Annotated in this window: 12 protein-coding genes; 3 read left to right on the top strand and 9 right to left on the bottom strand. The window is 58.7% G+C overall.

The features are described from left to right. Window positions 1-4 precede the first annotated feature (4 nt). A complete protein-coding gene (narL, locus tag ACMYSL_RS11830; protein ID WP_110274181.1) occupies window positions 5-655 on the top strand; it encodes a two-component system response regulator NarL in 651 nt (216 codons plus the stop codon). Here narL and ACMYSL_RS11825 read toward each other — a convergent pair. The 7 genes from ACMYSL_RS11825 to nasR all read right to left on the bottom strand — a co-directional run bounded on the left by ACMYSL_RS11825 (window position 652) and on the right by nasR (window position 13,192). Then, window positions 652-2,031: a YchO/YchP family invasin gene (locus ACMYSL_RS11825; protein ID WP_434662993.1), complete on the bottom strand. Its 1,380-nt coding sequence runs from the start codon at window positions 2,029-2,031 to the stop codon at window positions 652-654. The genes narL and ACMYSL_RS11825 overlap by 4 nt on opposite strands. A gap of 101 nt (window positions 2,032-2,132) precedes the next feature. Next, window positions 2,133-4,733, bottom strand: coding sequence for a nitrate reductase (locus tag ACMYSL_RS11820; RefSeq protein ID WP_434662990.1), 2,601 nt, complete (start codon window positions 4,731-4,733; stop codon window positions 2,133-2,135). Next, the gene (nirB, locus tag ACMYSL_RS11815) at window positions 4,733-8,803 is read right to left on the bottom strand and encodes a nitrite reductase large subunit NirB (protein WP_434662987.1); all 4,071 of its coding nucleotides are present in this window, start codon (window positions 8,801-8,803) and stop codon (window positions 4,733-4,735) included. Before nirB ends, ACMYSL_RS11820 begins: the two co-directional genes overlap by 1 nt. Before the next feature lie 10 nt (window positions 8,804-8,813). Next, a complete protein-coding gene (locus ACMYSL_RS11810) occupies window positions 8,814-9,602 on the bottom strand; it encodes an ABC transporter ATP-binding protein (RefSeq protein ID WP_182239449.1) in 789 nt (262 codons plus the stop codon). Between the two features lie 10 nt (window positions 9,603-9,612). Beyond that, window positions 9,613-10,497: a nitrate ABC transporter permease gene (gene ntrB / locus ACMYSL_RS11805; protein ID WP_434662984.1), complete on the bottom strand. Its 885-nt coding sequence runs from the start codon at window positions 10,495-10,497 to the stop codon at window positions 9,613-9,615. Window position 10,498: 1 nt separating this feature from the next. After that, window positions 10,499-11,755 (bottom strand): CmpA/NrtA family ABC transporter substrate-binding protein, encoded by a 1,257-nt coding sequence (locus tag ACMYSL_RS11800; RefSeq protein WP_434662982.1) that lies wholly within the window; start codon window positions 11,753-11,755, stop codon window positions 10,499-10,501. Window positions 11,756-12,001: 246 nt separating this feature from the next. Next, window positions 12,002-13,192, bottom strand: a complete 1,191-nt coding sequence (gene nasR / locus ACMYSL_RS11795) for a nitrate regulatory protein NasR (protein ID WP_434662979.1) — start codon at window positions 13,190-13,192, stop codon at window positions 12,002-12,004. A gap of 68 nt (window positions 13,193-13,260) precedes the next feature. On the opposite strand from nasR, the gene ACMYSL_RS11790 reads away from it, so the two are divergent. Together ACMYSL_RS11790 and ACMYSL_RS11785 are read left to right on the top strand one after the other, a co-directional pair. Continuing rightward, window positions 13,261-13,614 carry a DsrE/DsrF/TusD sulfur relay family protein gene (locus tag ACMYSL_RS11790; protein WP_110274188.1) on the top strand — a complete coding sequence of 118 codons (354 nt, stop codon included), beginning with the start codon at window positions 13,261-13,263 and terminating at the stop codon, window positions 13,612-13,614. 239 nt (window positions 13,615-13,853) lie between these two features. Next, the gene (locus tag ACMYSL_RS11785) at window positions 13,854-14,096 is read left to right on the top strand and encodes a DUF1883 domain-containing protein (protein WP_110274189.1); all 243 of its coding nucleotides are present in this window, start codon (window positions 13,854-13,856) and stop codon (window positions 14,094-14,096) included. 35 nt (window positions 14,097-14,131) lie between these two features. Here the strand turns inward: ACMYSL_RS11785 and ACMYSL_RS11780 are convergent, their stop codons facing one another. Beyond that, a complete protein-coding gene (locus ACMYSL_RS11780; RefSeq protein ID WP_181485863.1) occupies window positions 14,132-14,812 on the bottom strand; it encodes a gamma-glutamylcyclotransferase in 681 nt (226 codons plus the stop codon). A gap of 150 nt (window positions 14,813-14,962) precedes the next feature. Beyond that, window positions 14,963-15,193: a putative cation transport regulator ChaB gene (gene chaB / locus ACMYSL_RS11775; RefSeq protein WP_112213375.1), complete on the bottom strand. Its 231-nt coding sequence runs from the start codon at window positions 15,191-15,193 to the stop codon at window positions 14,963-14,965. Window positions 15,194-15,397: the final 204 nt, after the last annotated feature.

Genomic DNA, 15,397 nt, shown 5'->3' with positions numbered 1-15,397 from the left:
CCCTATGAGTCAACAGGAACGGGCAACCATCCTTCTCATTGACGATCACCCGATGTTGCGCACCGGCGTCAAACAGCTCGTCAGCATGGCCCCGGATATCCAGGTTATCGGCGAGGCCAGCAATGGCGAACAAGGTATCGCCCTGGCGGAGTCGCTGGATCCAGATTTGATTCTGCTGGATCTCAATATGCCGGGCATGAACGGCCTTGAAACCCTCGACAAGCTGCGCGAAAAATCGCTCTCAGGTCGGGTGGTGGTGTTTAGCGTGTCGAATCATGAAGAAGATGTGGTTACCGCCCTGAAACGCGGTGCCGATGGTTACCTGCTGAAAGATATGGAACCGGAAGATCTGCTGAAAGCACTGCAACAGGCGGCAGCGGGCGAAATGGTGCTCAGCGAAGCATTAACCCCGGTGCTGGCAGCCAGCCTGCGTGCCAACCGCGCTACGTCCGATCGCGATATCAGCCAGCTTACCCCGCGCGAGCGCGACATTCTCAAGCTGATTGCCCAGGGCCTGCCGAACAAAATGATCGCCCGCCGTCTGGATATCACCGAAAGCACCGTAAAAGTGCACGTCAAGCATATGCTGAAGAAAATGAAGCTGAAATCACGCGTGGAAGCGGCGGTTTGGGTTCATCAGGAGCGCGTATTCTAGGGCATATGCTGCAAGGATTCGCCCCCGGCCGGTAAGCTCACCAGCGGCTCGGTCAGCGCCAGTGCGATCTCATTGGATGAGACGCGCTGACCCGTTTTATCCTCTACCACCAGCGAAAGATGCCAGCGATTGCTCGCCCCGGCGTCACTGTTCCAACGCGGCATAATGATGCTCCAACCATCCGGACCGTTTGCCTCTAGCGGCGGCGTCAGGCTTAGCGCCTGAGTATCGCCCTGCCAGCTCAGCGACTTTATCCCGTGCAGGCTGCGAATTTGCAGTTTCAGCTGCACCGTTTCCCCCGGCTGAAGATCCCACGGCGGCGTCGCCAGATACACTGACAAGGTTTTGCGCTGACGATATTCAACCACCGGCAGATTATCGCGTTCCGGGCTATCGTAACGACTGCCGCGCAGCGAACGGCTTACCGCCACTTCATCGGCCGCCAGTTGCTGTTTTAACGGTACGCCAAAGCGATAGTTGAGCTTCAATCCCACATCGTTTTGGCTGACGCCGCTCTCGCCTTGTTTATGTTTAGCCGTCACCGTCACCAGCGGAACGGGGGTGTAATTCAGCCCCACCGACACCGCCACTGGATTGTGATAACCGGTACCCGAGTGGAACAGGTCAACGTTATCGCCAAAATACTGCTCCACGCTGACGCTGGTATTAATATGCTGATAAAACGGCAGCCGCGCCTGGGCGGTCACATCGTAGCCGCTGGCCATACGCTGCTGCTGGGTCACGCTACTCCTTTGCTGCCAGCCGCTAAGCGGTTGATAGTAGTTCGCCGACAGACGCATCGATTCCCCCCAGGCCTCAGCTCCAACGCTGCCTCGCGCCAGGCGATCATCCAGGACTTTGTCATAGAACGAGTTATAGCCCAGCAGCCAGGAGCCCATCCGCCAGCGCTGACCAAGGCCAATATTGCCCACCAGCCCGTTATCCCGCTGCGTGACCGAGTACTGGTTCCAGGTGAGATAGTCGCCGTTATCCTGTAACGGGACAAACCAGCTTCCTTTACTACCGGTAAATTGCCCCTCTTTATCGACCAGCAGATCGACATTGGCGTTGCCCCACGGCGAGAGCCAGTTTTCCAGCTGGTGGCTGACCTCATTCCCCAGCTTGCCGATGGCGAATACTCGCGCCTGTTCGCTGGTTGTCAGACCGTTATCGCTCATACTGGCTTCGCCAAATTTTTTCGCCATTTCGGCAAAATGCCTGGCGTCATCATCAACCTGAGGCGCCATACCGAGATCGGGTAACGTATCAGGAGGCCGGGAGAACGCCTGGTTATCCTGCAATGCGCGGGCGGGAATACCTGTCAGCAGCAGGAGAAGGGGCAAATACGGGGTTACGCGGAACAACAAAGAGCTCAAATCGGTTACGTCTACTCAGGAAGGATGACAGTAAAACGTAAGTTTATCGTTTTTTGCCATCCCTCGCAGCCTTCAGCATGATTCCAGGAATATACTGAATCTCAGGCTTGCGTTAGATTTTCCGCCAGCAGCGCCTTAAGCTCCGGGATACAGGAGCCGCAGTTGGTGCCGCATTTTAGTTGTGCGCCCAGCGCTGCAGGCGTCCGGCAGCCGCTGGCGATGGCTTCATTTATCGCCCGCTCGCCCACGCTAAAGCAGCTACAGATAATACGCCCGCGCGGCACCGTATCGCCGCCCTTTCTGCCGCTCAACAGCGCGTGGCGCTGAGCAGCATCCTGCGGCGGAGTACGAAACGCGGCGTTAATCCACTCGGCGTCAATCACCGGTTCACGGACATCGCTCCACCAGCCAAGCATCAGCTCTCCGTCCTGCCACGCCAGCAGGTTCCAGACCTTGCCGCCCTCGGCGACCTGCATTTGCCATCCCTGCTGCTGACACCAGTCGGTCAGCCACCGGCGAGGGCTGATATCCCCGGCGAGGGAAAGATGGCTTATGCCCTGCGCGGCCCGCCGTCGCCAGTGCAACGAAGCGGGTATTGGAACCGGCTGGCGGGAAAAGAGTTCACCTTTCCAGGCTGGAAGCCAGGCGGCAATTGCTACCGCCACCTGTTTACTCTCCGGCTGCCCGGAGTGAGGGTCGGTGACCGCCATCAGCAGGTTATTCACCCTTCCCTGGCGAGCAAATTGATTATTCCAGTGCATCGGCACGAACAGCGAGCCGGGGCGCTGCCCATCGCTGATAATCACTTTTGCTACCATCACCCCATTCGGTGAGCGGACCCGCGCTAATTCACCTTCCAGCAGGTGATAACGCTGCGCATCTTCTGCTGCCACCTCCACCACCGGTTCGGCGATATGCTGCATCAGCCTGGGCACCGAGCCGGTGCGGGTCATGGTGTGCCACTGATCGCGGATCCGCCCGCTGTTGAGGATCAGCGGATAAAACGCATCGGTCGCCGCCCGGGTCGGCTGCGGGGCGACGGGCACCATGCGCAGCTTGCCATCCCGGTGCCAGCCCTTATGCAAACTCCATGCTGCTGGGCTGCGACTCACTGGCCAACGCACAGGTTCCAGCGCATCCCAGGCTTCAAGGCTGAGGTTCGCCAGCCCGCCGATATCAAACGCCCGCTGGCCGTTATTTTCAAAACCCGACAGCGCGGCGTGCTCGTTGAATACGTCATGAGAATGCTGCCAGGCAAAGGCGGGGCCAAAGCCCAGCTCTTGCGCCACGCGAGCAACGATCCACCAGTCGGCTTTCGCCTCCCCAGGCGACGGCAGAAACGCGCGCTGGCGAGAGATCCGCCGCTCGGAGTTGGTCACGGTGCCGTTCTTCTCTCCCCACGCCAGCGCCGGAAAACGAATATGGGCGAAGCGTCCGGTATCGGTATCGGCAACCACATCCGAGACAATCACCAGCGGGCAGGCCGCCAGAGCTTCGCTCACCGCATGACTATCCGGCAGCGATACTACCGGATTGGTGCCCATAATCCACACCGCTTTAACTTCACCTCGACCAATGGCGGCAAACAGATCCACCGCCGTCAGCCCTGGTGTTTGCGCCAGCCGTTCAGTGCCCCAGAATCGCGCCAGGCGCTGTAAATCGTCGGCTTCAAAGTTCATATGCGCCGCCAGCATGGTCGCCAGCCCACCGACCTCGCGCCCGCCCATCGCGTTGGGTTGACCGGTCAGCGAAAACGGCCCGCAGCCCGGACGCCCATATTTTCCGCTCGCCAGATGAGCGTTAATAATGGCGTTGCATTTATCGCTGCCGCTGGCGGATTGGTTAATGCCCATCGTATAGAGCGTGATGGCGCGCGGTGCGGCAATAAACTGGTGATAGAAATCGGCGACCTGCTGCTGCGGCAAACCGCAGAACTGCGCCACTTTTTCGATGCTCCACTCCTGCGCGAGCGTCAGTGCCTGCTGCGCATCGCTGAAATCGTCGGCAATGTCGCCGCTGTCAGCAATCGCGTTAAGCAGGCCGACAAACAGCCCGCCGTCGCTGCCGGGGGCCAGCGCCAGATGCACGTCAGCAATATCGCAGGTGGCGGTACGACGCGGGTCAATAACCACCACCCACATCTGCGGATTATCGCGCTTCGCCTGCACCAGCCGCTGATAAAGTACCGGATGCGCCCAGGCGGCGTTCGAGCCGACTAACACCACCAGATCGCTGTTTTCCACATCTTCATAACTGCACGGCACTACGTCCGCTCCCAGCGCACGTTTATAGCCAGTGACCGCCGAAGACATACACAGCCGTGAGTTAGTATCGATATTCGCGCAGCCGATAAAGCCCTTCATTAGCTTGTTGGCGGCGTAGTAATCCTCGGTCAGCAACTGTCCGGAAGCGTAGAACGCCACCGCCTGCGGCCCGTACTGGTCGATGATTTCCCGCAGGCGTGAACCCGCCGCCGCCAGCGCCTGCGGCCACGAGGCGCGTTCGCCATCGACTTCAGGGAACAACATTCTTCCCTGCAGACCGACGGTTTCCCCCAGCGCCGCGCCCTTAACGCACAGACGGCCAAAGTTCGCCGGGTGCCGTTCATCGCCGCGCACGGTCACCTGACCGTTCGTCTCCACGCTGGCGATAACACCGCAGCCGACCCCGCAATAGGGGCACGTGGTTCGGGTTTCGGTCATCAGGAGGCCTCCGCGCGAACAAGCAACTGCTGGTTGCCAACCCACACCTTGCCGTTCTCAATTTTCACCGGCCAGGCGCGCACCGCCTGTTCGCTGCCGTCACACTGGCGACCGTCGCGCAGGCGGATACGCTGCTTGTACAACGGCGAAATCACAATCGGTTCACCGCCCGCATCGCCAAGCAGCCCGCGCGACAGCACGTTGGCCTCACTGCCCGGCTCCTGGTTATCAAGGGCGTAGACCTGATCGCCAAAGCGGAATAGCGCAATCTGCCGTTCGCCGAGCCGCGCGCCAATGCCCGCCTGCGGCGGAATGGCCTCAAGATCGCAAATGACCTGCCACGGACGGGACGGCAGCGTAGGTTCAGCCAGCGTAGCGAGCGGGGCCAGCTGCGGCTGACCGCGCAAGGTGTGTCGCTGTACCGCTTCGTCCGGCTCATCGCTATTAACGAACGAGCGAAACAGCGCCAGCCGCTGCGGATCGTTAAGGGTGGTTTGCCATTCGCACTGGTAGCTGTCCACCACCCGCGCCATCTCCTGCTCCAGCTCTTCGCCAATCCCGAGACTGTCTTCAAGGACAACTTCACGCAGATAGTCGACTCCGCCCTCAAGGTTATCCATCCAGGTACTGGTGCGCTGCAGGCGGTCGGCGGTACGGATATAGAACATCAGCAGGCGATCAACGGTGCGAATAAGCGTGTCTTCATCAAGGTCGCTGGCGAACAGGTCGGCATGACGCGGCTTCATGCCGCCGTTGCCGCAAACGTATAGATTCCAGCCCTTTTCGGTGGCGATAACGCCGATATCCTTCCCCTGAGCTTCCGCGCATTCGCGGGTGCAGCCGGAGACCGCCATTTTAATTTTGTGCGGTGCGCGCAACCCTTTGTAGCGGTGTTCGAGGGTGACCGCCAGGCCGGTGGAATCCTGCACGCCGTAACGGCACCAGGTCGATCCGACGCAGGATTTCACCGTGCGCAAGGATTTGCCGTAGGCATGGCCGGTTTCAAAGCCCGCCTCCGCCAGCTCGCGCCAGATCGCCGGAAGCTGCTCCAGGCGCGCGCCGAACAGGTCGATACGCTGGCCGCCGGTCACTTTGCTATACAGCTGATAGCGTTTGGCAATCTGGCCGATCGCAATCAGCCCATCCGGTGTCACTTCCCCCGCCGCCATGCGCGGCACCACCGAATAGGTACCGTCTTTCTGGATATTGGCGAAGTAGCGATCGTTCGTGTCCTGAAGCGGCAGATGCGCTGGTTTCAACAGATATTCGTTCCAGCAGGAGGCCAGCACCGAAGCCACCAGCGGTTTACAGATTTCGCAACCGTGACCCTGACCGTAGCGGCTAATCAGCTGTTCGAAGGTGCGAATATGGTTGACGCGCACCAGGTGGAAGATCTCCTGACGCGACCATGGAAAGTGCTCGCAGATATCTTTTTTGACTTCAACACCCTGCTCGGCAAGCTGGTACTCCATCACCTGTTTCACCAGCACGCTACAGCCACCGCAGCCAGTTGCCGCTTTAGTGCAGCTCTTGATCGCCGCCATGTCGCCCGCACCGCCGCTCACCGCTTGGCAGATATCGCCCTTACTGACGTTGTGACAGGAGCAAATCTGTGCGCTGTCCGGCAATGCCGCTACGCCGAGCGCTTTCGGCGCGCTGCCCTCCAGCGCCGGAAGAATCAAACTTTCCGGGCGCGCGGGCAATGCCATGCCGTTGAGCATCATCTGAAGCAGCGTGGAATAATCGCCAGCATCGCCGACCAGTACGCCGCCGAGCAGGGTTTTACCATCCTGACTGACCACGATTTTTTTGTAGATTTGCTCCGGCCCGTGGGTCCACTGGTAGCTCTGGCAGCCCGGCGTGCGTCCCTGAGCGTCGCCGAAAGAGGCCACATCGACGCCCAGCAGCTTCAGCTTGGTGCTCATATCGGCCCCAGTGAAGCTGGCCTCTTCGCCCGCCAGGGTCGCCGCGGCGGCGCGCGCCATCTGATAACCGGGGGCCACCAGACCATAAATTTTGTTCTCCCACAGGGCGCACTCGCCAATTGCCAGCACATCCGGATCGGAGGTGCGGCACTGGTTGTCGATGCAAATCCCGCCGCGTTCGCCAATTTTCAGCTCGCTGCTGCGGGCCAGCGCGTCCTGCGGGCGGATACCGGCGGAGAACACCACCATATCAGTCTTCAGCGAGCCGCCATCGGCGAAGTTCAGCATCAGTCCCTGCTCATGCTCGACAATTTCCGTCGTCGCCTTGCTGGTGTGCACCCCAACGCCCAGTTCGCTGATTTTCTCGCGCAGCATCGCCGCGCCGCCGTTATCCAGCTGTACCGCCATCAGGTTTGGCGCAAATTCCACAACGTGCGTTTCCAGTCCCAGTTGCTTGAGCGCATTAGCCGCTTCCAGCCCGAGCAGGCCACCGCCGATCACCACCCCACGGCTGGCGTTAGCCGCACGAGCGGCAATCTGGTCCAGATCGTCAAGCGTACGGTAGACAAAACAGCCTTCGAGATCATTGCCAGAGACCGGCGGAACAAACGGATAAGAGCCCGTTGCCAGCACCAGCTTATCCCAATGAGTTTCGTGGCCCTGAGCATCGCGCACCACCCGCGCTTCACGGTCAATGCTGGTGACCGATTCCCGCAAACGCAGTTCAATGCCGTACTGAGCGAAGAAGTCCCCTTCCACCAACGACAGCGATTCGGCGCTGCGTCCGGCGAAATATTCCGACAGATGTACCCGATCGTAGGCGGCATAGCGCTCTTCGCAGAACACCACAATCCGGTATTGCTGATGAAGGTTACGGCTGACGCATTGCTCAAGAAAATGGTGGCCGACCATGCCGTGTCCGACCAGCACTAAAGTAGGTTTTGTCATTGTAGTTTGTCCCGCAGCGCGCGGCTGCATCGTTGAAGAAGGATCAAAGAGCCAGTCTGCCGGTGCGGGCGCATGCGCCCCCAGCAGGGCGGTGAGCGGCGCGGCGCTGGCGCAATCGCCCAGCAACACGACGCCGCGCAGCTTGCCGTCGCGCAGCAGCAGGCGACGGTAGTGGCGGTCCAGCGGATCCCAGCTGGTACAAATTTCATCCTGTTCATCAGCCCGCAGTTCACCGGCGCTGAATAACTCGATACCGGTAACTTTCAGGCGCGTGCCGCTATCCTGCCAGTGAAAATCTTCTCCGGGATGACCGCACAGACGATCGGCCAGCACCTCGGCCTGGCGCAGGCACGGCGCCACCAGTCCCCAGGTCTGACCGTCAATTTCGCAGCATTCACCAATGGCGCTGACGCCCGGCTGCGCGGTGGCCAGCTGACTGTCGACGATAATTCCGCGACCACACGCCAGCCCGCTGCGCTCGGCCAGCAGTTTGTTGGGCTGCACGCCGGTCGCCAGTACCACCCGCGAGGCGGCAAAGGCGCGGCCATCTTCCAGCAGCACTTCGCGTTCATTAATGGCGGCGATGCGGCTCTCCATCACACAGCGGATCCCACGCTCGGCGAGCTGTATTTGCAGCTGTTCACCGGCAAAAGCATCGGTCTGTTGCTCCATCAACCAGCGCCCGCGATGCAACAAAGTGACACTGTCACCATAACGTTGTAGCGCGGCGGCCGCTTCGACGCCGAGCACCCCGCCGCCAATCACCACCGCCGGACCGTTGATTGCCAGAATGGCCTCAACGTCCGCCAGAGTGCGAAAAGCAAAAACGTGCGGCAGCTCAATACCCGACAGCGGCGGCATAAACGGCAGCGATCCTGTGGCGAATACCAGCTCATCCCAGCAAAGTTTTCCGTCGGTGGTTTGTAGAGTGCGGGCCTGAATATCTACCGCCGTTACCGACTCACCTGCACGTACCGTAACGTCATGCTGCTGGTACCACTCCTCTGACAGCAGTTGCGTCTCGGGTGCCGTTTTCTCCCCACCAAGCACCGGCGACAGCTGAATACGGTTGTAGGCCTGGCACGGTTCATCACCAATAATCGTGATGCTAAACCGCTGCGCATCGCGCTCCACCAGCGCCTGCGCCAGGCGAGTCGCCGCCATGCCGTTGCCGATAATCACCAGTTGCCGCTTCATCGCCGCCTCCCTATGCCGCTTTCGGCTGTTTTTCATAGAGGAAATGCAGGATCTGCTGGCGCAGATGGTGATAGCGGCTGTCGTCCGCCAACTGCACGCGGTTACGCGGGCGCGGCAGGTTCACATCAAGGATCTCCCCAACCGTCGCCGCCGGGCCGTTGGTCATCATCAGTACCCGGTCGGAAAGCAGCACCGCTTCATCAACGTCATGGGTAATCATCACGATAGTGGTGTTCAGCGACTGCTGGATCTGCATTACCGCGTCCTGTAAATGCGCCCGGGTCAGGGCATCGAGTGCGCCAAAGGGTTCATCCAGCAGCAGCACTTTCGGCTTCATTGCCAGCGCCCGGGCGATGCCGACGCGCTGCTTCATACCGCCGGAAATTTCCCCCGGACGCTTATGCAGGGCGTGCCCCATCTGCACGCGCTCGAGGTTGTGCTCAATCCACTCTTTGCGTTCGGCTTTGCTCATGCTGCGACGAAAGACCTGATCCACCGCCAGCGCCACGTTATCGAAGCAGGTTAACCACGGCAGCAGGGAGTGGTTCTGGAACACCACCGCGCGTTCCGGCCCCGGCCCGGCGATTTCACGGTTGTCGCACAGCAGGCCGCCTTCCGTCGGCAGGGTGATCCCGGCAATCAGATTGAGCAGGGTTGATTTGCCGCAGCCGGAGTGGCCAATCAGGCTAATGGTCTCCCCTTCATAGATGTCGAAGGAGACATTCTGCAATGCGAGGAATTCGCCGCTGGCGGTGTTAAAGCGCTGGCTGACGGCCTGGACCTGAATTAATGGTTTCATTTGCGGCTCCTTATTTTTCCTGCCAGCTAAAACGACGGGCAAGCAGCATCAGCCCTTGTTCCAGCAGTAACCCGACCACGCCGATGATGACGATGGCGATGATGATGTTTTCTACGTTGAGGTTGTTCCACTCGTTCCAGATCCAGAAACCGATCCCTAAGCCACCGGTGAGCATTTCAGCGGCGACGATCACCAGCCAGGCGATGCCGATGGAGAGACGAACCCCGGTCAGCACCGAGGGTAATACCGCCGGAAAGAGGATCTTGCGCATCACCGTCCATTCGGAAAGCTGCAGCACGCGGGCCACGTTGAGATAGTCCTCTGGGATGCGGCGCACGCCCTCGGCGGTGTTGATCACCATCGGCCAGATAGAGCAGATAAAAATGGTCCAGCTGGAAGCGGGTTCCGCTTTCTGGAACAGCAGCAGGCCAATGGGCAGCCAGGCCAGCGGACTAACCGGACGCAGCAGCGCAATCAGCGGGTTAAACATGCGGGCGAAGAATACCGAGCGGCCAATCAGGAAGCCCAGCGGAATACCCGCCAGCGCGGCGAGGCCAAACCCCACCGCCACGCGCTGCAATGACGCCAGCACGTTCCAGCCAATGCCCATGTCGTTCGGTCCGTCCTGATAAAACGGATCGGCAAAAATGGTCAACGCCGAATCCAGGGTGCTAAGCGGGGTCGGGAAACCTTTGCTGTTCATCGCCGCCAGCTGCCAGCCCAACAGTAATAACCCCAGACCGAGCAGCGGCGGCAGCAGACGTTGAGTGGTATCTCGCAGCCAGCGGCTGACGGGAGGCGTATTTTTGCGCACCTGCACCGGCGGCAAAGTAATCACTTCGCCGGGCGCTTTTTCAGCGCTGGCCTGCGGTTGCGTTTTATATGCGTGCTTCATCTCATGCCCCCTTACGTTGAATCGCGAAACTACGGGCGTAACCTTCCGGGTCGACCCCATTCCAGACTTTGCCGTCCAGCAACGTGCTGCTGCGCATCAGTTGCGTTGGTGTGCTAATACCACCCACCGCCTGTGCGGCCTCTTTCCAGACGTCAATACGATTTATGCGCTGGGCCACCGCCAGGTAATCCGGCGCCGACTTCAGCAATCCCCAACGGCGAAACTGGGTCAAAAACCACATACCGTCCGAGAGCCACGGGAAGCTCACTTCACCCTGCGCGTAGAAGCGCATCGGGTGCGCATCCTGCCAGCGGCGACCGATACCGTTGTCGTATTCGCCGAGCATGCGTCCGGTGAGGTACTGCTCTTTAGTGTTCAGCCATGCGCGCTTAGCGAGGATCCGTGCCGTTTCACGGGTGTTATCCGCCGAGGCTTCAATCCAGCGCTGAGCCTCCATCACCGCCGCCACCAGCGCGCGCGCGGTGTTGGGATTGCGCTCAACCCATTCGCTGCGAGTACCGAGAATTTTTTCCGGATGTTCCGGCCAGATATCCTGCGAGGTAGCAGCGGTAAAGCCGATGCGATCGTTAATGGCGCGCGCGTTCCACGGCTCGCCGACGCAGAAACCGCTCATATTGCCGATGCGCATATTCATCACCATTTGCGGCGGCGGCACTACCACGGTGCGCACATCCTCAAAGGGATTAATTCCGCCGCTTGCCAGCCAGTAGTAGAGCCACATCGCGTGGGTGCCGGTGGGGAAGGTATGCGCGAAGGTGTAGCTGCCCGGCGCGCTCTGGCCGATCAGTTTTTTTAGCCCGCTAAGGTCGGTGACGCCCTTCTCCTGCAGTTCGCTGGAGAGGGTAATGGCCTGGCCGTTGCGGTTAAGAGTCATCAGGTTAGCCATCGCCTGCGGTTTACTGGCGATACCCAGCTCGAGGCCGTAGAGCATGCCGTACAGAATGTGCGCCGCATCCAGCTCTCCGGCGACCAGCTTGTCGCGCACCGCCGCCCAACTTGCCTCTTTGCTCGGCACGAGGGTGATGCCGTGCTTTTTATCAAACCCCTTCAGGGAGGCAATGGCTAAGGGCGCGCAGTCGGTTAGCGGAATAAAACCCACCCGCACGGTGGTCTGTTCCGGCTTATCCGAACCTGCCGCCCACGCCGCCTGCATCATGCCGGGCAGCAGCATCGCGCCGCCCAGCGCGGCCCCCGCCTGTAATAAACGCCGCCGTGAAATCGAAAACTTATCGCCCATAACCGCTCCAGAAACGCGCAAAAAAAAGCGCCCGGCAGTGCTTACGCACTGCAGGACGCCTTTATCCATGGACACACGCACCGCCATTGGCCCGTTGCCCAAAACTTTTATTCACTCGTTTTATTTAATGCAAAGCCGATGCCAGATTTGCACAGGGCCATTTTCCGCCTTTTTCACCACGTCAGTCGTTCGGCTCGCAGCAATATTGCACCGTCGGCTGGCAGTAAATGCCCACTGATTGTGCATCTACTCCTTTGGGGTTACTTGCCATAACGACTTCACCGTCAGCAGCGCTCGGGCTATCTCCACCATGCGCTGATTTTTGTCCATCGCCATTTTGCGTAGCGCCTGCCAGGCCTGCTCCTCCTGCATTCCCTGGTGTGCCATCAGCACGCTTTTGGCTTTTTCAATCAGCTTGCGCTCTTCCAGCGCATCCTTTAACGACGCCAGTTGTCCGGAGAGCTGTTGCAGCTCGTGGGCCTGCTGACGAACCAGCGGCAACAGCTGTTTATCCAGCCGATGGGAGACGCTATCGCTGACATCCGCATCCTGCCAGTCAGTTGGCGGGGCCTGTTCTTCTTCCAGCAGGGCGTCGGTCGCGTTAAGCAGCTCAACAATCAGCAGCTCTTCCACTCCGCGCAGTTGCTCCAGGCGCTGAGTCTGGGCGCAAAACCAGCGCAATGCCGTTTCGCCATCATCCGCAGGAGGTTGGCGAGTACAGGCAATACGCCGCAGCTGTTCGATTTCCAGGCTGGCCTGACACTGTTCAGCAAACAGGGTCGTTTGCGGGGGATGAGCCAGGGCCAGGAAGCTGTCAAAGCAGGGCTGCTGACCGTCAATACGGTCCACCAGTTGCTGGCGCAGTTCACCGCTAAACTGCCCGCGAGCAAAGCCCAGCGCGCCCAGCGCACGCTCCTGCCCGACCAGCTCTTTCCCCTGCATAAAGCTGTAGAGCGCCACCATACGCCCGGCGATTTGCGGATCGTCGATGCTGTCATTGAGCTGCGGGACAATATTCAACAGATGGCGGATGATAAGGCTAAATTGCCCCGTCGCCTCCTCGGCGGCAATTTTCTGACCGCGAACGCGCTCGCGTAGGACCGTTAGCTGCGTCAAGTACCAGACCGCGCTGGCGATACGCCAGCACAGCGCGCTGCTGGCTGAGCTGCGGGCTGGGTCAAGCGCCGCATAGAATAGCGTTAATTGCTCATCCACCAGCGCCGCACCCGCCCGGCACTCCGCGGCGTAAAGTCGGCCTCCCGAGCACAACCAGATGTTTGACGCACCTCGCTCGCACTGAAGCATATGCACCAGAGCACTTATTTGACTTGCCAGTTCCCCCTGCTGCGCCAGCTGATGTAACTGCTGTCTCTGCAATCGACGCGCACGTGCAAACCAGTCGCCCGCCTCGGGCGCATTGCCAGCCATATTATTCATACCCCTCTCCCGGGTTAACGCTTTATACTTCAGCCAAGCAATAACCGTGCCTTATAGAAGGAGTCCTTATGCAACGTGTTGTGATTATCGCTAACGGTGCCGCCTACGGCAGCGAATCCCTGTTCAACAGCCTGCGTCTGGCTATCGCTCTGCGTGAGCAGCAATCCGACCTCGAACTCAAGCTATTTTTAATGTCTGATGCGGTCACCGCAGGTCTGCGCGGCCAGAAACCGGCGGAAGGCTACAACATTCAGCAGATGCTGGAGATCCTCACCGCGCAAAACGTGCCTGTGAAGCTGTGTAAGACCTGCGCCGATGGCCGGGGAATCAGCACGTTACCGCTGATTGACGGCGTGGAGATTGGTACGCTTGTTGAACTGGCGCAGTGGACGCTGGCGGCGGATAAAGTCCTGACCTTCTGAAGAATCTCTTTTAAACGGGATTAAATATCAGGCTGGCGGCGTTTATTGATGGAAAAACAATGCCAGCTGAATGCTTTCAGGAACAACGTCATTTTTGTTTAATCTTTACTCCTTTTGTTGATCAAAATCAGCATCTGCATCCCTCCCCTTTGGTGTTATGCATAGACCAAAGTGTGAACCATATCACGCGTGGAAATGGGCAGGCAGGACGCTGTAGACAGAAACGGGGTTGAGATTAAATGGCAATGGTAAAAGCAAGTTTAACGTTGTTTGGTGGTGATACGTTGGTGGTGCGTTGTTCCGAACGCTGCCACATTCACCTGATGAGCGCCAAAGTTCCTGGCGATAGTCATGCGGATATTCTGAGTGTGCAGGACAGAGATAGCGCGTATCTGACCGTACCTTACAATGGTACCTGGAACGTTCTCATCGACAGCCACAGCCAGTCGCTGGAGCACTCAATCAGCTACGTTCCCGCCTGATAGCAAACGCCCGGTTTTCCCCGGGCGCTTCATTCTTAAGCCAGCCCCGGCTGGCTATTATCCCCAAGCAGATTACGCACCTTGCTGACCAGGTCATCAAGGCAGTCATCGTGCATGCCGAGCTTGCACAGCTCCTGCTCAAGGGAGAACAGATACTGGGCATTGGTGCCAAGCGGCCCGCTAGCGCGTGCTATCAGCGGCGCAATCACCTGGGCGCTGGTATCCGCCTCAAACAGCGGATGGCGCGGGTCCATAATAAACACCAGCGCGTTCACGGTGCGCCCATCATCCAGCTCCAGTTTGCACCAGGTCGGCAGATAGCAGCCGGTGATCATTTCCCGCTTCCACAGGAGCGTCAGCTCTTCTTCCAGGGTTTCATCAGGCAGGCGGTAGGCTACGCCAGTCGTGCGTCCACCCTCTTTCAGGGCCAACATACGACCCGGCTGATTTGCGCTACCGCGCCCGGCGGTGAGCCGCAGGCAAAACGCACGGTGCCAGCCAGGCAGCGTGCCGGTACAGGATTCACTGTATTCAAGCGCCGGGTTCCACATCAGGGAACCATAGCCAAAGATCCATACCGAGCCATCGTCCGGACGACAGGCCAGGGTCGCAGCCAAAGAAGCTGCCCGTTGCTCTGCCGACCAGAGAAGCGATTCCTCAATAGCGCCAAACGCTGTTTTACAATCCGCATTCAGTAAGAAATCACGAGTTAACACTTTCTACTACCTCCACCACTGCCCGCTTCCCGGCGATTATCTGATGCCATCCATGAAATATTGCCGAATTATTATCCAGCTTTATTTGACAATAAGCAATGAACGCCCGGTGGGCAAGGGCTCAGGCAGCAGATTACGCAGTAAAAGTGATTATTTCTTCTTATGCCACTTATCATCGTCGCCTTTTTCATAATCATTTTTTACCGCCGCCCAGGCGACTTTATGCGCCGTTTCTTCACGGCTGGCGTCATCTCGTCGGTCTTCTTTGTGTTTGTACTGATCCCAAGCGCTGTTAAACGCTTCTTTATAGATCTCCTGGGCATGTGCGGGCAGGACGTGCTGAACGCTCTCGGGTAATTCACTTTTGCTGCGATAAGGCATGATAACCTCCAGATTGCGTATGAACATTAAGTCTGGAAGGTGATTTTCTGGTTGGCAAGGCGATAGATAAATGAGAAAGATACTTTAGTAATTATCTGAATAATAAATACAAAACAACAGTAACCGCAGTTTATGGCAATCTATCAGTTTTATAAGGCAAGAGTGGTAAATTTAAGTAAAAAAACAAATTACTTTCATCAATGT

Origin of the sequence: Klebsiella sp. MISC125, assembly GCF_051131775.1 — a bacterium.
Classification (GTDB): domain Bacteria; phylum Pseudomonadota; class Gammaproteobacteria; order Enterobacterales; family Enterobacteriaceae; genus Klebsiella.
This window is presented reverse-complemented; position numbering and strand designations above follow the sequence as displayed.